General features: G+C 61.7%; 16 protein-coding genes. 7 read left to right on the top strand and 9 right to left on the bottom strand.

Features of this window, described 5'->3' with window-relative positions; genetic code table 11:
• Positions 1 to 11 precede the first annotated feature (11 nt).
• On the top strand, positions 12 to 1,502 hold the full coding sequence (gene glcD / locus NW863_RS03980; RefSeq protein WP_414364591.1) for a glycolate oxidase subunit GlcD: 1,491 nt from the start codon (positions 12 to 14) through the stop codon (positions 1,500 to 1,502).
• Here the strand turns inward: glcD and NW863_RS03975 are convergent.
• From NW863_RS03975 to NW863_RS03965, 3 genes are all read right to left on the bottom strand, one after another.
• Positions 1,499 to 3,388, bottom strand: coding sequence for an AAA family ATPase (locus tag NW863_RS03975; RefSeq protein WP_414364589.1), 1,890 nt, complete (start codon positions 3,386 to 3,388; stop codon positions 1,499 to 1,501). The two genes, glcD and NW863_RS03975, sit on opposite strands and share 4 nt — an antisense overlap.
• Before the next feature lie 141 nt (positions 3,389 to 3,529).
• Complete coding sequence (locus NW863_RS03970; RefSeq protein ID WP_414364610.1) at positions 3,530 to 4,093, bottom strand: phycobiliprotein lyase; 564 nt, start codon at positions 4,091 to 4,093, stop codon at positions 3,530 to 3,532.
• Positions 4,094 to 4,140: 47 nt separating this feature from the next.
• Complete coding sequence (locus NW863_RS03965; RefSeq protein WP_414364588.1) at positions 4,141 to 4,683, bottom strand: HNH endonuclease; 543 nt, start codon at positions 4,681 to 4,683, stop codon at positions 4,141 to 4,143.
• A 175-nt stretch (positions 4,684 to 4,858) separates the two neighbouring features.
• Here NW863_RS03965 and NW863_RS03960 point away from each other — a divergent pair, with 175 nt between their 5' ends.
• The 5 genes from NW863_RS03960 to NW863_RS03940 all read left to right on the top strand — a co-directional run bounded on the left by NW863_RS03960 (position 4,859) and on the right by NW863_RS03940 (position 10,778).
• Entirely contained in the window at positions 4,859 to 7,066 is a 2,208-nt protein-coding gene (locus tag NW863_RS03960) for a glycoside hydrolase (RefSeq protein WP_414364586.1), read from the top strand.
• A 19-nt stretch (positions 7,067 to 7,085) separates the two neighbouring features.
• On the top strand, positions 7,086 to 8,036 hold the full coding sequence (pip, locus tag NW863_RS03955; RefSeq protein WP_414364585.1) for a prolyl aminopeptidase: 951 nt from the start codon (positions 7,086 to 7,088) through the stop codon (positions 8,034 to 8,036).
• 289 nt (positions 8,037 to 8,325) lie between these two features.
• Positions 8,326 to 8,847, top strand: a complete 522-nt coding sequence (locus tag NW863_RS03950) for a PDZ domain-containing protein (RefSeq protein ID WP_414364584.1) — start codon at positions 8,326 to 8,328, stop codon at positions 8,845 to 8,847.
• Between the two features lie 132 nt (positions 8,848 to 8,979).
• Positions 8,980 to 9,186 carry a hypothetical protein gene (locus tag NW863_RS03945; RefSeq protein ID WP_414364583.1) on the top strand — a complete coding sequence of 69 codons (207 nt, stop codon included), beginning with the start codon at positions 8,980 to 8,982 and terminating at the stop codon, positions 9,184 to 9,186.
• 5 nt (positions 9,187 to 9,191) lie between these two features.
• On the top strand, positions 9,192 to 10,778 hold the full coding sequence (locus NW863_RS03940) for a hydantoinase B/oxoprolinase family protein (RefSeq protein ID WP_414364582.1): 1,587 nt from the start codon (positions 9,192 to 9,194) through the stop codon (positions 10,776 to 10,778).
• Here the strand turns inward: NW863_RS03940 and NW863_RS03935 are convergent.
• Both NW863_RS03935 and NW863_RS03930 read right to left on the bottom strand, forming a co-directional pair.
• On the bottom strand, positions 10,715 to 11,140 hold the full coding sequence (locus NW863_RS03935; protein WP_414364580.1) for a thioredoxin family protein: 426 nt from the start codon (positions 11,138 to 11,140) through the stop codon (positions 10,715 to 10,717). The two genes, NW863_RS03940 and NW863_RS03935, sit on opposite strands and share 64 nt — an antisense overlap.
• Before the next feature lies 1 nt (position 11,141).
• On the bottom strand, positions 11,142 to 11,882 hold the full coding sequence (locus tag NW863_RS03930; protein ID WP_414364578.1) for an NnrU family protein: 741 nt from the start codon (positions 11,880 to 11,882) through the stop codon (positions 11,142 to 11,144).
• Between the two features lie 71 nt (positions 11,883 to 11,953).
• Here NW863_RS03930 and psb27 point away from each other — a divergent pair, with 71 nt between their 5' ends.
• Positions 11,954 to 12,355 carry a photosystem II protein Psb27 gene (psb27, locus tag NW863_RS03925; protein WP_414364576.1) on the top strand — a complete coding sequence of 134 codons (402 nt, stop codon included), beginning with the start codon at positions 11,954 to 11,956 and terminating at the stop codon, positions 12,353 to 12,355.
• 164 nt (positions 12,356 to 12,519) lie between these two features.
• Here psb27 and NW863_RS03920 read toward each other — a convergent pair whose 3' ends face one another.
• The 4 genes from NW863_RS03920 to NW863_RS03905 form a co-directional block, all read right to left on the bottom strand.
• The gene (locus tag NW863_RS03920) at positions 12,520 to 13,290 is read right to left on the bottom strand and encodes a sensor histidine kinase (protein ID WP_414364574.1); all 771 of its coding nucleotides are present in this window, start codon (positions 13,288 to 13,290) and stop codon (positions 12,520 to 12,522) included.
• Between the two features lie 128 nt (positions 13,291 to 13,418).
• On the bottom strand, positions 13,419 to 14,300 hold the full coding sequence (prmC, locus tag NW863_RS03915) for a peptide chain release factor N(5)-glutamine methyltransferase (protein ID WP_414364572.1): 882 nt from the start codon (positions 14,298 to 14,300) through the stop codon (positions 13,419 to 13,421).
• Between the two features lie 11 nt (positions 14,301 to 14,311).
• Positions 14,312 to 15,196, bottom strand: coding sequence for a Tic22 family protein (locus tag NW863_RS03910; protein WP_414364571.1), 885 nt, complete (start codon positions 15,194 to 15,196; stop codon positions 14,312 to 14,314).
• A gap of 466 nt (positions 15,197 to 15,662) precedes the next feature.
• A complete protein-coding gene (locus NW863_RS03905) occupies positions 15,663 to 16,823 on the bottom strand; it encodes an ABC transporter ATP-binding protein (protein ID WP_414364569.1) in 1,161 nt (386 codons plus the stop codon).
• Positions 16,824 to 16,901 lie beyond the last annotated feature (78 nt).

The raw sequence follows: 16,901 nt of genomic DNA, 5'->3' as shown, positions 1-16,901 counted from the left end.
GCCAACGCTCTATGGTTGTCCGCGCTTCCCATCCTCTGCAAGCTGGCCTCACCTTTAACTGGATCAAGCTGACGGCTGAGCTCAAAAAAATTCTCGATCCCCGGCGAGTGATCAGCAAGCCGGAGGAGCTGTTGGTTTACGAGTGTGACGGGCTGACCAGCTACCGGCAAAGGCCGGCTTTGGTGGTGTTGCCGCGCACCACAGAAGAGGTGGCGCAGGTGGTGAAGCTGTGCAGCCGCTACCAGGTGCCCTTTGTGGCGCGGGGATCCGGCACTGGCCTTTCGGGAGGGGCGCTACCCCTGGAAAATAGCGTCGTCATCGCCACCACCCTGATGAAACAGATCCTGGAGATTGACCTAGACAACCGCTGCATGGTGGTGCAGCCGGGGGTGATCAACGCCTGGATTACCCAAGCGGTGGCTGACCAGGGCTATTTTTATGCGCCGGATCCCTCTAGCCAGTCGGTTTGCTCCATCGGCGGCAATGTGGCGGAAAACTCCGGCGGCGTCCACTGCCTCAAGTACGGGGTAACAGCCAACCACATCCTCGGCTTGACGGTGGTGCTGCCGGATGGGGAAGTGGTGCGCTGGGGGGGCAAGATCCCGGAGATGCCCGGCTACGACTGGGTAGGTCTGTTTGTCGGTTCCGAGGGCACCCTGGGCATCGCTACCGAGATTACCCTGCGCCTGCTGAAAACCCCGGCCCAGGTTCGGGTTTTGCTGGCGGACTTCGACAGTGTAGAAGCAGCGGGATCCGCCGTCTCTGACATTATCGCTGCCGGGATCATCCCCGCCGGCCTGGAGATCATGGACAACTTCAGCATCAACGCCGTCGAGGATGTGGTGCAGTTGGGCTGCTACCCGCGGGATGCGGCGGCCATCTTGCTGGTGGAGGTGGACGGGCTGGAGCTGGAGGTGGAGGAAGCCGGCCAACAGGTGAGGGCGCTGTGCCTCAAAAACGGGGCCCGCCAGGTGCAAGTGGCAGCCGGCCCAGAAGAGCGGGCGCGGCTATGGAAAGGGCGCAAGGCGGCCTTTGCTGCAATGGGCAAGCTCAGCCCCAACTACTACGTCCAGGATGGGGTGATCCCCCGCAGCCAGCTAGCCTATGTCCTCAAAGAAATCGAGCGCCTCAGCCGCGAATACGGCTACCCGGTGGCCAATGTGTTCCATGCCGGCGACGGCAATCTCCATCCGCTGATCCTCTACGACGAGTCGGTGCCGGGATCCCTGGAGCAGGTGGAGAAACTGGGGGGCGAGATTCTCAAACTCTGTGTGCGCCTGGGGGGTAGCCTTTCTGGCGAGCACGGCATCGGGGCGGAGAAACGCTGCTACATGTCGGAGATGTTTACGCCCACGGATTTGGAGAGCATGCAGTGGGTGCGGCAGGTATTTGACCCGCAGCACATCGCCAACCCCGACAAGATCTTTCCCACTCCCCGCACCTGCGGCGAGGCGGCCCATGCCCACCGGCGGCCGGAATGGCAAGGGATCCCTGTCTTCTAGCTGGCCTGCCGCTGCTGCTGCAGCTCGGCAAAGGCCTGGGCAAAGTCTTCCTGGCAGATGACCAAGGTTTTGGCCTCCACCGTCTCGGCAGTGGCGCGGTGGCGGCGAATAGCAGCAATGGCGGCACGGTTACTGAGCAGGGCCAGGTCGGCACCACTCCAGCCTTCGGTGCGCTCGGCCCACACCTCCAGATTTACATCTGGCCCCAGGGGACGCTTGCGGTTATGTACAGATAAGATTTCCCACCGCCCGGCGCGATCCGGCAGCTCCACACTCAGGTGCAGCTCCAGCCGGCCAGCGCGGGTGAGGGCGGGATCCAAACTGGCTTTGCGGTTGGTGGCCGCCACTAGCAAGACCCCCTGGCTGGGACGGATCCCGTCCAGTTCGGCCAGCAGTTGCCCCAGAACCCGGTCACTGACGCCACTGTCGCCGGAGTAGCTGCCTCGCGCGGGAGCGAGGGTGTCGATCTCATCGATGAAGATGACGCAAGGGGCACACTGGCGGGCGCGGGCAAAGAGTTCCCGCACCGCCTGCTCGGAGGATCCCACCCATTTGCTCAAAAGCTCCGGGCCGGAGACGGCGATGAAATTGGCCTTGGCCTGGGAGGCGATGGCCTTGGCCAGCAGCGTCTTGCCGGTGCCGGGGGGCCCGCTGAGGAGGATCCCTTTGGGGGCCTGGGCCTGGGCCTGCTCGTACAGCTCCGGGTGCAGCAGGGATCCCTCGATGGCCTCCTGCAAAATCTGCTTGGCGTGCTCCAGGCCGCCGATCTGATCCCAGCTCACCTGGGGCGACTCAATTTCCACCGAGCGCAACACCGCCGGCTTTACCTGTTGCAGAGCCTGCTGAAAGTCCGCCGCCGAAACCGTCAGCGACTCAGGGACAGGGGATCCCAAATCCGGCACCTGGCGCCGCAAAGCTGCATAGGCTGCCGCCTGGCACAGGCCGCGCAGATCCGCCCCCACAAAGCCCAGCGTCTGATCCGCCAGGCTGTCCAAATCCACATCCTCCGCCAGCGGCATGCCGCGGGTGTGAATGGCCAAGATCTCCCGCCGCCCCTCCCGATCCGGCACCTTAAAGATGATCTCCCGGTCAAAGCGCCCCGGTCGCCGCAGCGCCGGATCCAGGGCCTCAGGTCGGTTGGTGGCTGCCAGCACCACAACACCTTTTTGAGCCGCAAACCCGTCCATCAGCCCCAGCATTTGAGCCACCAGGCGTTTTTCTACCTCCCCCTCGACGGCGGCGCGGTTGGGGACAAGAGCATCGATTTCGTCAATGAACACCAGACAGGGAGTCGACTTAGCCGCCTTCTCAAAAAGCTGCCGCAGGCGCGCCTCCGCCTCCCCGTAGTACTTGCCGATCAGCTCTGGGCCGACAATGGCGATGTAGTTCACCCCCAGGCTCTCGGCCAGGGCGCGGGCCGTCAGAGTCTTGCCGGTGCCAGGGGGGCCTACCAACAGCACGCCACGGGGCGGATCCAGTCCCAGCTTGGCCAGCAGATCGGGCCGCTTGAGGGGGATCTCGACCATTTCCCGCAAAGCTTGGAGCTGTTCCCTCAGCCCCCCCACATCCCTGAGGCGCGGCCCTGGGCCGGATTCCGTCCCGCTGAGGCGGTCGGCGACCAAATCAGGCGAGGGAGCAGCCTTGGGCTGTTCGCGCCAGCTTGCTGTGGACATCACCTGAGGCTCGCTGCTCCAGGAGGGATCCCCCGTCTGGGCGCTGCTGCGGCGACGGGGGATGGAGCCGGAAGGGGGAATAGAGCTGCCCAAAGAACGGGCCTGGATGCGCACCTCAGTTCGCAGCTCCCCCGTGTTTCTTTTCTCGTCCAGTTTCTGGGCTAGCTCAATAAGCTGCTCAATACCCTGGATAAAATCGCTTAGATCCGCCACAGCCGGGGTTTTCCGTCTACAAATAACCCACCAACAGAGGTTTTAGCCCATCCCTTGCCGGCTGAGGCTCTCCCCCGACCCAAAAGCAGGCAACTTTCAGCCAGGGATCCGACGCCGGCAAGCTTTCTGGTCAGCACACACCTAGGGAGAGCGGGACTCGGCGATGGCCGAGAGGGGGGAAGGGCTGGCGGAGAGCTTGCGCACCTCAGAGCAGAAAGAGGCCATGCTGAAGCCGCCAAAGCGCTTGACGGTGCTGGCCCGCAGGCGCAGGTTCGGGCTGGCAAACCAGATGCGCTCCTCTGACTCAGTCATCTCATATTCGGTGTAGAGGGTGAGGGCGCCGTCGGATCCCATGACGTAGGTGCCGGCCACCGGCACTTTCTCGGCATAGCCCTGGTCCCGCAACAGTTGCCCCCGCATGGGATTATCGGGATCGGGGATGGGAACCAGCACCACATCGCCTTTGTACTCTTCGTTGTCCCACTCCTGCTCCCCATTCCACTGCACTCGCGCCGCCCCCACGGCCCGCCGTGGATCCACCTTGAACAGCTCACAAACCTGGATAACTGCCGGATCGGCGGGCGAAAGGGTGGCAATTTGTACCCGCGATCTCCCCCCCTCAGAGCGGCGAAAGGCCAAGTGATGGCTGGTACGCTGACACATCCACTCGCCAGCGCTGAGGGCAAAAAACTCCATTACGGTCATCATGGCCGACGCGGATCCTCATCGATAACAACCGGGATTTGCCGATTCTAGCTTGTGCTGTAGCCGTAGATTTGCTCTTGCCGGCTCTGCTGTTCGCGCCAAAACTGCTCGGCAAAAGCCACCGTCGGGTGGAGGGGGGCGCGGGGTTTGCTGCGCAGAGGCATATTGGCCTCTTCAGGAGTGCGGTTGCCCTTGCGCTGGTTGCAGCGCTCGCAGGCCGTGACTACATTGTCCCAAGTGTGGGATCCCCCGCGAGAAAGAGGCACGACATGATCCAGGGTTAGGTTATGGGTGCTGCCGCAGTACTGACAGGTGTGGTGGTCCCGCCGCAAAACCTCCCGCCGGTTGACAGGGGGCACCCGCCAGGATCGCTCCTTGCCTTTGATGGTCAGGCGGATGTGCTCGGGCACCTCGATCACCTGGCTAGGGGAGCGCACCTTCCACACCGGCACATTCATCATCGCCAGCGGCTCTGCCTTGCCCGTCAGCAGCAGCACAATCGCCCGCCTAATGTTGACCCGGCTAATGGGCAAGTAGTTTTGGGAAAAGACAACAATCGACTGTTCCAGGACGTGGGTAGCAGCAGTCATGACTTAGCTCTTCCATTTGCCGCCATTGTCCTGAGAAATCTGGCGAATGACAAGGTTTTCCCGCAGTGGGCACCATCCAGGTGGAGCCCCACCATTCAACATTCCAGAGTTTCTTACGATCGGGAGCCGGACAGATGGGCTAGTATCCGGGTGATGGTTGGATCCCGTGCCTCCCATGACCTACCCGCTGCATGTTGCCCTGGTTTGGCACCAACACCAGCCCCTCTACAAAAGCCCGCTGGCAGGCAAGTATCGCTTGCCCTGGGTGCGCCTGCACGGGATCAAAGACTACCTGGACTTAATTTTGCTGCTGGAGCGCTATCCCCGCCTGCACCAAACGGTTAACCTAGTGCCCTCTCTCATTGTGCAAATCGAAGACTACGTGGCCGGCTCGGCCTTCGATCCCTATTTGGAGCTGACTTTATCTCCTGTCGAAAAGCTGACCCCGGAGCAGCGGCGCTTCATTGTCGAGCGTTTCTTCGACAGCCATTACCCCACCATGATTGAGCCCTACCCCCGCTACCGCCAGCTCTACGAACAGCGGGAATCGCAAGGGATCAACTGGTGCCTACAGTACTGGACGCCCCAAGACTTCAGCGACCTGCTGGCCTGGCACAACCTCTCCTGGTTCGATCCCCTCTTCCAGGAGGATCCTGAGATCGAGAGCTGGATCAAGATGGGATCCGGCTTTACCCTGGCGGATCGGCAGCGGATCTACGCCAAGCAACAGCAGATCCTGGCCGCCATCCTGCCCCAGCACGCCAAATTGCAAAGTAGCGGCCAACTGGAGTTGACCACCAGCCCCTACACCCACCCCATCTTGCCCCTGCTGGTGAGCGAGCGCTCAGCGCGGGTGGCCCGGCCCGGCTTGCCCCTGCCCCGCTACCCCTTCCACTGGGAGCAGGATGTCCACAGCCAACTGGAGCGGGCCAAGCAGATCTACCGGGAGCGCTTTGGCCGCGATCCGCGGGGTCTGTGGCCTTCAGAGCAGGCGGTCAGCCCCGCCATCGTGCCCCTGATCCAGAAACAAGGCTTTGATTGGATCATCTCCGACGAGGGAGTGCTGGGCTGGAGCTTGGGCCAACCCTTTCATCGCGACGGGCAGGGCCATATCCTCGAGCCGGAAAAGCTCTACCGCCCCTACCGTCTGGAGAGCGAGGCAGGGGATTTGGCCATCATCTTTCGGGATCACCGCCTTTCCGATCTCATTGGCTTTAGCTACAGCGCCATGCCTGCCGACGCTGCCGCCAAAGATCTCATCGGCCACCTGGAGAGCATCCGCAACCGCCTACCCCAAGACCAGCCCTGGCTGGTCACCATTGCCCTGGATGGGGAAAATTGCTGGGAGTACTACCCCCAAGATGGCCGCCCCTTCCTGGAAAACCTCTATGCCCGCCTCAGCCAGCACCCGGCGTTGCGCTTGGTGAAGGTGTCGGAGTTTTTGGATCAGTTTCCCCCCACGGAGTTTCTGCCAGCCGAACAATTGCACAGTGGCTCCTGGATTGAGGCCGACTTTACCACTTGGATTGGGGATCCCGTCAAAAACCGCGCCTGGGAGCTCCTTGCCCAAGCCCGCCAGGTGATCCAGGATCACCCTCACGCCACCCCCCAGGCCTGGGAAGCCCTCTGGGCCGCTGAGGGATCCGATTGGTTCTGGTGGTTTGGGGCAGGCCACTCTTCCGCCCACGATGCCGTTTTTGACCAGTTGTTTCGGGAACATCTACAGGCCCTCTACACCGCTTTGGGAGAGGCGGTGCCGGCGGCGCTGCAGTTTCCCCTCGAGGATCACGACGGGCTGGGGGATCGCCTGCCGCAGGGGTTTATCCATCCCACCATCAACGGTCGCCCCGCCGAACGGGAGTGGAGCCAGGCCGGGCGGGTGGAGATCGGCGCAGCCCGAGGAACCATGCACCGCAACAGCGTCGTCCGCCGCCTCTGGTACGGGTTCGATCACTTCAACCTCTATCTGCGGCTGGATTTTAACTCGGTGGTGCAGCGGCCCGAGCAATTGCAGGTGCTGTGGTTTTATCCCAACCGCGTTACCGTCAACAGCCCCATTCCCCTGCAGGGGTTGCCGGCAGAAGCCCCCCTCAACTATCTCTACCGCCACCTGTTGAAGCTGTCGCTGCCGCCGCCTAGCACCGGCCAGCATCCCGCACCCGTCGAGGCTCAGCTCTTGCAGGCAGGGGAGTACCATAGCTGGCACCCCATCAACCATCAGGTGAAGGCGGTGGTGGATGCCTGTTTGGAGGTGGCCATTCCCTGGAGCAATTTGGGCGCCCAGCCGGGGCAGGAGCTGCAATTTATCATCGTGGCCGCCGATGGCGAGACCTTCCAAGAAGGGATCCCCCCCAAGGCCACCATCGCCCTGCGGAGACCTTGAGAATTTGAGAATTTAAGTTATGGCGCGCGATCTCTACCCGCCCATCGAGCCCTACGATCACGGCTTTCTCCCCGTCTCTTCCCTGCACACCCTCTACTACGAGCAGTGCGGCAACCCGGCGGGCAAGGCGGTGGTGTTTTTGCATGGGGGGCCAGGGGGTGGGATCGATCCCCTCTACCGGCAGTACTTTGATCCCAGCCGCTGGCGGGTGGTGCTATTCAATCAACGCGGCTGCGGCAAGAGCCGCCCCTACGCCGAGCTGCGGGAGAACACCACCTGGGATCTGGTGGCCGATATCGAGAAGCTGCGCCAACACCTGGGCATTGAGCGCTGGTGGGTGTTTGGAGGCAGTTGGGGCAGCGCCCTTGCCTTGGCCTATGGGCAAACCTACCCCCACTCCTGCCTGGGGTTTATCTTGCGGGGCATTTTCCTGCTACGCCCTTTTGAGATCCGCTGGTTTTACCAGTCGGGGGCCAGCTACCTGTTCCCCGATGCTTGGGAACATTACCTGGAGCCCATCCCCCCCGAAGAGCGGGATGACCTGCTGGCAGCCTACCACCGCCGCCTCAACGACCCGGATCCCCAGGTGCGGCTGAGAGCGGCCCGCGCCTGGGCCATCTGGGAGGCCAGCACCAGCAAGTTGATCCCCAGCCCTGAGCTCATCGAGCGCTTTGGCCAGGAGACCTTTGCCGAGGCCTTTGCCCGCATCGAGTGCCACTACTTCGTCCATAGGGGTTTTTTGGATCCTGAAGACCAGCTCCTTAGGGGGGTGGAGCGCCTGCGCCATCTGCCGGCTGTGATCGTCCAGGGACGCTACGACGTGGTCTGCCCGCCCATTTCCGCCTGGGAGCTGCACCAGGCCTGGCCAGAGGCAGAGTTTCACCTCATTCCCGATGCCGGCCATTCCATCACCGAGCCCGGGATCCGCACTGCCCTGGTGCAGGCCACGGATCGCTGCGCTGACCTCTAGGTCTTGTCGCTCACCTTTGGGGAAGGAGCTCAACTTGCAGCCTTCGGGAGAGAGGCTGGGGCGCAGGGAGACGGTTTTGGACTGGTTGGCAACACCTTGAAAACTGGGATACCTTCCAGGAAAGCGCCCCAACCTATCGACAGTTGCGGATTTTGGGTTTATCACTGAGGGAAGGGCGGTGCAAGCTGCCCGGTTGATGACTTCCGCTGTCTCCCGCGGGCTGGTCGATCCATCCCAGTGCTTTTGCGGATCCCAACTTGTCATTCTTCGCCGTTTCCAGGGTCGAACTATGCAGAAACCGAACACTCTGTTCAAGCTTGCCCTTGCCCTGCCCGCCTCCCTCCTGCTGGCAGATGCAGTTGTGGCCTACCCCTGTGACTCGGTTGGGGGTGAAGCTTACAACTTCTACAGCCCCACGGTTCAGGTTGACAGTTTCGGGGCTCAGGCGTCGCCTGCTGTCGTAGGCAACGGTTTTATCGGGGTTGCCATCGAAACGGTGGATGGACAGCCAGCTCAAGGCGCCATCAGTCGTCGCCTGTTTGGCCCCGCGCCTCAAATCCAAGGGGTACAGGTGGTTGGTCTGCTCCAGGATGGCCCGGCTCAACAAGCAGGTCTGGCCCAGGGAGATATTTTGATTGGGGTGGACGGGCAGCGGGTCACCTCGGTGCAGCACGTCCAGCAAATTATCCAAAACACCCCGGTGGGCCAGCGGGTACCCATTACCTTCCGGCGCGGCGGACAGGTATTGTCCACGGTGGTGGTGGTCGGCGATGGCCGTGTGTTGCGCCCCTTGATGCTGCAGCAGCAGTAAGCTTTGTCGGGATCCCTTGCTGAGCTCTCTGTGACTGCTGCATCAGGGACAGAGTGGGCAGTTTGGGCGGTTTGCAGCTTCAATGGGCTGCTGTTTCTTGCTCTGGTTGCTCTTATTCCTACTGTCTTGAGCTTGCGATCGGCGCTTTGGATTACGGAGCGGGCCATGGCCGACTGGCGGGAAGCAGCTGAGCGGGCTTTGGCTCCCACGCCGGCTGAGTTGTTGCGCCTACGGGATCGGCTGCGGGAGAATCGCACTAACCTCGACCGCTGGCAGCGGCGTCTCCAGTTTTGGCAAGGGATCCGCAGGGTGGCTGTTTGGCTGGGGCGCAGGCTGTGAGGGGCATGGATAGCGTCTCCCATCCCATCCGGTTGCAGGTGATGGCCAATGCGCTGGCGGGGATCGCCGAGGAGATGGGGGCGCGCCTCATCCGCGGTTCTTACTCGGCCAACATCAAGGAGCGGCGGGATTGCTCGACGGCCCTGTTCGATGCCCAAGGGGCCTGTATTGCCCAGGCGGCCCACATTCCGGTGCACCTGGGAGCTCTCGCGGAAGCGGTGCGGGCGGTGGTGGCAGCCGGCCCGCGGCCGGGTGATGTGTTCGTCCTCAACGATCCCTACCAGGGGGGATCCCATCTGCCGGATATCACGGTGGTTACAGCCATCCCCGGCCTGCGGGATCCAGAGCAGGTCTGCGCCTACGCGGTGAACCGGGCTCACCATGCCGATATTGGGGGGATGCGCCCTGGCTCCATGCCGGCCGACTCCACGGAAATCTGGCAGGAGGGGCTGGTGATCCCGCCGCTGCGGCTGGCCCAAATGACCCTGACGGGGGAGCTGTGCTGGCAGGGCGATCTGCTGCGCCTGATCCTGGCCAATGTGCGCAACCCTGAGCAGCGGCAGGGGGATTTGCAGGCCCAGGTGGGAGCCAGCGCCGTGGGGGTGAGCCGGTTTCGCGAGCTGCTGGCCCGCTTTGGCGAGGAGGAGACCTGGCAGTTGATTGCCGGGGTGATCGCCTACAGCCGGCGGCGGATGCAGGCCCAGATCCAGGCTCTGCCCGCTGGGATCTACACCGCCTGCGACTACCTGGAGGGCTACGGGGATCCGCCCGAGCCGCTCCGCATCCAGGTGCAGATTGAGGTAAGGGGGGAGAGGCTACGGGTGGACTTTGCCGGCACAGCCCCGGCCACCGCAGGGAACCTGAACGCACCTTTGGCTGTGACCCGCTCGGCAGTGCTCTTTGCCCTCCGCTGCCTGTTGGATCCCACGGCGCCCAGCAATGTCGGCCTGGAGGATCCCATCGAGATCGTGGCCCCGCCTGGTTGCCTGGTGAACGCCCAATTTCCGGCGGCGGTGGTGGCGGGCAACGTAGAAACTTCGCAGCGCATTGCCGATGTGGTGTTCAAAGCCCTAGCCCCGGTGGCCGGATCCCGTGCCATTGCCCAGGGGCAGGGCACCATGAACAACTGTGTGCTGGGCAACCGCCACTTCACCTACTACGAAACCCTGGGGGGCGGCCAAGGAGCCAGCCGGCAGCGACCGGGCCTGGACGGTGTCCACGTGGGCATGAGCAATACCCTCAACACCCCCATCGAAGCTCTGGAGCTGGAGTATCCCCTGCGGGTGCTGCGCTACGAGCTACGCCCGGATTCCGGCGGCCATGGCCGCCAGCGGGGCGGCTGGGGGCTGATCCGCTCCCTCCAGACCTTGCAAGATTGCACCCTCTCCCTGCTCACCGACCGGCGTCACCATGCCCCCCAAGGGGAAGAAGGCGGCGAGCCTGGCCAGGTGGGGATCAACCTCGTCAACGGGGATCCCTTGCCCAGCAAGATCAGCCGCCCCTTAAAAGCCGGCGATGTGCTCACCCTCTACACCCCTGGCGGCGGTGCCTGGGGAGCTAGGGAAGAAGAGGGGCCTGGCGGGCCCAAATAGCGCAGATGAGCGAGAAACAACTGCTCGCAGCGGCGGAGCACATCATCACGGCTGGCGAAGTGCTCTAATCTATGCACTTCTTGACCTTTCTCAAACAAAATTAAGGTTGGTAGCGAGCGCACCCGATAGCGGCGCGGTAGCCAAAAATTGTCGTCCACATTCACCCGCAGCACCTTGATCGACCCTCCCCATTCGGAGGCGAGGCGATCGGTAATCGGCTGAATGAAACGACACAGGCCACACCAAGGGGCGCCAAAATCCACCAAAACCCATCCATCGCTTGTCAAAAGTTCTTGATTAAAAGCATCAAGTGCAACTTGCAAGATCGCCACTCCCAAACTAAAGAAGTTCTTTGGGATCATGCTACCAGGCAACTCTGCTGGCTGCAGATATCATTTGCGGGTGGAGGGCGTAAAGAATCACTACGAAGCTGAACACTCCCAGGTAGGCCCAGCGTAGAAACTCTCGCGGTTGCAGTTGCTGGCGCTTCTGCAGAATGGCCAAGCCGGGGATCACAGAAGTACGGGCCTTGAGATCGCGGAAGGCCTGACCGTATTTCCGCTCCAGCCGGTGATCCCCGTGCCAGACGGCGAACAGGTGATAGGCCACCAACCCCAGGGAAGTGACCAGCATGAAACTGGAGCCAATCCAAAGGGAATGGGCCACACACCAGATCACCTGGCCCACCATTTGGGGGTGGCGGGTGATGCGGATGATCCCGCTCTCAAACAGGTGGATCTCCGGCTTCTGAATGGCAGCGATCTCCAGCAAATTGAAGGTGGCCGGATACAAAAAGAAAAACGAGAGCGCCGACAAAAGAACAACGGTGGTGTGAATGCCGGGGACAGCATGGAGATCCCAAAGGATCACGCCGTCGTAGCGATGGTTAAAGAAGTAGATCAGCAGCAGCGGCGCCAAGCTGAGGCTGACCAGCGCAAAAAGAAGGCGGTACAGACGGGATCCCAGCCAAGCTTCTCCCCAGGGGCGCAAGTAGGCCAGCCCACTGTGAGCACAAGCAAACCCCAAAATCAGGGCCAACATGATCGCGTGGGATCGGTAGGGGGCCAGCTCGGGCGGTAAGTGGCTAAAGAGTGGGAACAGCATCTTTTCAAGAGCTCCTCTGGGGCGTCGCCGTGACTTATGCTTAAAGATAAGTTACATAAGGCAAGCTTCCCATGCTGAAAACTTTTTTTCTACGCCTTCTCGGCCTGTTGCTCTCGGTCATCCTGGTGCTGGGCTGGACGACCGCAAGTGCTCAGGCGGCCCGTCTCACCGGCAAGTACTACGAAGACAGCATGACTCTGATTCAGACGCTGCGCACCGTCCTTTCGGAAGCGGATCCCGTGATGAACCCGGCAGAGGCGCGGGCGGAAGTGATGGAGGCTATGCAAGAATTCGCAGGGCGCTACCATGGCCATCGCTACGACAAGCTGCAATCCTTCACTACTCTGCGCACCGTGTTCAACACCGTGGCCTCCCACTACCGCACCTCCAACCGGCCTCTTGACCCGGAGAAGGTGGAGCGGGTGCTGATGCAACTGGATCGCGCTGAGCTGGCCCTGCGCCGCGAAGGTTAAGCTTTGTTAGATATCCCAGATCCAAGTCACAGGCAAATTGCCCCTAGTGCAGCCAAGCTCTTGTCGGCCTGCAAAAGTCGAGGTCGTCCACGGCGCTCTTCCCAAAGGCGAGGAGGAAGAGTAGTTCTCCCTCGCAGGAAAGGGTATCTTCTTTTGTCTGAGATTTACTGGGCAAGGCGCAGGGTTACTTTGATAACAACCCGGTGGAGGCTGCTTTCGCAAAGCTCCAGATCGCCCCCCATTTCTCTCAGGAGCCGCTCGCTCACCCGCCAAGCAGCGCAACCCTTTGTTTGGATGGGCACATGGCACCGCCCTTCCAGATTCCACTCTAGGCAAAGGCGCCCCTCTGCTGCTGCGATGGGGTAGAGGTGCAGAGTCATCGAACCATAGCGTAGGGTGCGAATACCCCAGCGACACACCCCCAGCAGGGCCTGCACCAAACCGTGGCGATCTGCCCAAACCATAAGGCTCTCCGAGAAGGCGGGCAGCTCAGAGGCAGAAGGCGGTTGTAGGGTCGGCCATTCGTAGCGAATGCCCTGATCCTGGGCCTGTAGGCGAGTTAGGCTGTACACATCCTGAAGGAGGGGGCGGAGTCGGGTCGGCTCCGGTTGCAAGGGTTGAATGGGCAGGTCGTGGCGAGCCAGGCGAGTGTACTCCTCGAGCAACTTGATCAGGCGCTCCACCGCTTCTTTGGCACTTTGCAGGTACTCCCGCTCTTCTTCGCGGGAATCGCACAGATCGGACAGCACCAACTGCAGGGATCCCATCTGGCTGCTGAGGGGGTTGCGCAGCTCGTGGCCAATACTGACGAGCAGCTCCTGCTGAAAGGCGCGCATCACCTCCGAGCGCTCAAACGCAAACTGCCAGTCCACCGCCTCTTGCCCGGCGGCAGCAGCGGCCTGCTGGGAGGGAGGATCGGGTTTTGCTGCAGGCAAGGGTTTCCTCAAGAGGTACTTTGGACGAAAGGTAGGAGATCTGGTGATGTGTTCGGATGGAGAGCCTTGGGTTTTAGCTAATTTGACAGCAGCGCGCTCCTGGATCCTACCTTTTTCTTTCCAACTTTCTAGCCGACGAAATGGGCGCTGACCACCCGCTCAATTCCAGCCAGATCCTTGTGGACTTGGATCTGCTGATAGCCGCCTCTGGCCTGCAACTGCTCCACCACCCAAGGGGCTTGGCCTTGCATCACCTCCACCGCCCAAAAGGAGTTGGGGGCCAAGTAATCCGGTGCCTTTTGAATCAAAAGGCGCAAGTGCACCAGCCCATCTTCCCCCCCATCGAGGGCCTGTCGTGGCTCGTGTAGCCGTACCTCGGGCATGAGGTAGGCCAGCTCTCCAGTGGGGATGTAGGGCGGGTTGGAAACCAGGCCACGCAGCCGGCCTCGCCAGGGATCCAAAGGCACAAACCAGGATCCCTGCAACAGCTTCACCCGTTCCTGCAGATGATAGTCCGCCACATTGGCTGCCGCAACGGCCAAAGCCTCTGGGCTCACGTCCACCGCCAGAAGCTGCAACTGGGGATGCCCCTGGGCCAAAGCGATGGCAATTGCCCCACTACCGGTGCCCAGGTCGGCAAAAAGGGATCCCGGCGGCAGCGGGTTAGACCTCAACCAAAGGGAGGCTTGCTCCACCAGTAGCTCGGTCTCCGGGCGTGGGATCAACACCGCTGGCGTTACCCGCAAGCTCAAACCCGCCCACTCTACCCTTCCCAGCAGGTACTGTAGAGGGATGCGCTCTGTCAGCCGGCGCCGCCACAGCTCCTCTACCTCCGCCAGGGGATCCCCCTGCACCGTCGGGGGCCGACCCAGCAAGCGCTCCAACGATCCCCAGCCCAGCCGTTCCCTCAGCAAAAGTTCCACTTCCTGAGGAGAGATGCCGGCAGCTTGCGCCGCCCGCAAAGCCTGGGCACGCCAGGCCAGCAATTGCTGCACCAGCGGGGATCCCATCAGGAGCTAGGTCAACGCCGCTGAGGCTGGGGAGTGGCAGGTGAATTGGGCTGAGGAGTGGCAGAGCGAACTAACGATTGCACGTACTCCAGCGACGCGCGCGGGGGGATGAAAGCAATCTTCTGCACATCCTCCTGGGCATCAGGGGCTAACATGCGCTCCACCACGATGGCCAAGGAAGTGACCTCGATCTGGGTTTTGCCGACCACCTCTGGGTTCTGCGCCGCCGCCCGATCCAAAGCCCCCTTCAGGTCGTTGCGGTCGAAGAAGAAAGGCACCACCTCCTGGCCATCCTGCTCGATGGTCAGCAGCCCCTCTCCCGAGCGGCCATAGAACAGCGGCACGCCGATCACTTCCGGCGGCACCTCCTGACCCGTTTCTTTCAGCACCTGCTTGGCCGCCTCCACATCAGCAGCCCGGGGCACCACCTCAAAGTACAGATCGCTATTCTTGGCCCGCTCTTCTTCCGACTTTTCGTAGGCGTAGCCCAAGGGAATGGGCACCACCTGGGCCTGCTGACCCACCTCAGGGTTCTTGGCTTTCACCTGCTGCAACGCTTGCTGGGCTTGGTTCTGATCCAGCCAAAAAGAAGCCACCTGGATGGTGCGCCCCTCCCGCTCTACGTTGGCGACCACAGGGGTGCCGTTCTGAGACACGATGGCAAAAACCGGCACCAGATTCAGCCGCTCCGCCACTTCTTGACGACTCATGGGAGCTGCCACTGCCTGAGTCAAGAGGAGCCCCCCTTGAGCAAAAATAGGAACTCCCCCCCAAATTACCCCCGCCACCCCCAGCAGGAGAGTGCTGCGAACTGCTGCTACGAACACAGCCCGCCCACCTGCCTGAGCTGCGCGGCGGCAAAGGGATCCCAAAAGCGGCACTGCATTACTGCGCATCCTTTTCATCTCTACTCCCGGCCTTGCGCCTTGTCTTCGTTGCTATGGGGTCAGATCCCTAAGACCCTAACCGACGGCCTCTGCCCAAGAAGAGCTGACCAAGCTTACCTTGCTCAACACAGCTCGGGCGAGCGATGCGGCACACTCTTGGGACTTTGGGGACAGCGCCTGGCGAACTGGCCCTTGCTGACACTACCCCCCCTCTACCCTTTTTGACGAGCGCCCCTGGGCCACCCTAGAAGGCAAGGTTAAAGCATTTGCTCAACCCCTGTCGAGGGGTAAAGCCCCTGTTTTGGGTGGGGATCCCGCATCACCTCCTACTATATACGGAGTCCAACAAAGCGGATCCACACCAAATACAGATCGCCCCTCCATCCTCTGGATGGAGAGTCTGGGCTGAGAAGGCCAATTCCCACTAGGCAAAGCTCTTGCTTCCCGATCGGTTTTGCTGGGGGCCCGCTACTGCCTAAGGTTGGGAAAGGGGGAACAGACGGCCCTGCTCGACGGTAACTTGAACCCGCGTGCCCACGGGCAAAGCTTCCCGCGCCAGGGCGTGCAATTCCTTGCCCGTCTCTGTGACCAGACAATAGCGATACTCCCGCCCCAAAAACTGACGATCCCGAATGGTAACTCTCCCTTGCGGATCCGGATGCAGACGTAACTCCTCCTGCCGGATCATCAACTCTCCCTCGCGCAGATGGGGATCGGGCTGATCTCGGAGAAACTGGGAGGGAATCTGCAGCAGCTCCTTAGCTTGCCAACCAGACTCCCGCCGCTCACAGCGCAGAAAGTTGGCCTGGGCGATGAATTCTGCCACAAAACGGGTAGCCGGCTCCCGGTAAACTTCCTCCGGGGATCCCCATTGCTCGATGCGGCCCTCCCGCATCACCGCCACCCAATCGGAAAGGGAGAGGGCCTCTTCCTGGTCGTGGGTAACGAAAATGGCCGAGGTCTGGGTTTGCTTGAGGATTTTGCGGATTTCTTCCCGCAAGTAGTAGCGCACCTGCACATCCAAGTTGCTCAGCGGCTCATCCAAAAGGATCAGGCTGGGCCTGGGGGCCAAAGCCCGGGCCAGAGCCACTCGCTGCTGCTGACCGCCCGAGAGCTCGTGCGGATAGCGGTGGACGTAGCCTTCTAGGCCCACCAAGCGCAACACCTCGTAAGCCCGTTCCCGCGCCTGTTGGGCAGTACCTCGCCACTCCGTCAAGGGAGGGTGATGGCTCCGCTGCGCCCCTGCCGCAGTCGCGTTGGTGGACCGGAGGCCAAACATCACATTAGCCAACACGTCCAAGTGCGGAAACAGGGCGAAATCTTGAAACACCAGCCCCACTCCCCGCCGCTCCGGCGGGATCCACTGCCCATCCCCAACCACAACCTGTCCTCCCAGCAGGATCCGCCCGCTGTCTGGCTGCTCAAAACCGGCAATGGTACGCAAGAGGGTGGTTTTTCCGCAGCCCGACGGGCCCACAATCCCCAGAATGTCTCCCTGAGGCAGGCGAAACTCCACCTCCTGCAAAACCCACTGCCGCTGGCCAGGAAACCTCTTGCTAATGCCCTCAACCTGAAGAATGTAGGGAGAATCCGCCCGGGCAGCAGTGGACGTTGAGGAAACCAAGAACTCGGCCATGGCGATTGTTGCAAAAGATTTTCACTACTTTTAGTAGACTACCATACCCCAAGTTGTGTTGAGGCCGGTCGGCTCGGG

Origin of the sequence: Synechococcus sp. B60.1 (assembly GCF_047462555.1) — a bacterium.
GTDB lineage: Bacteria > Cyanobacteriota > Cyanobacteriia > Thermostichales > Thermostichaceae > Thermostichus.
Note: the sequence above shows the minus strand (reverse complement) of the source record. Positions and strands in the feature narration are given on the sequence as shown.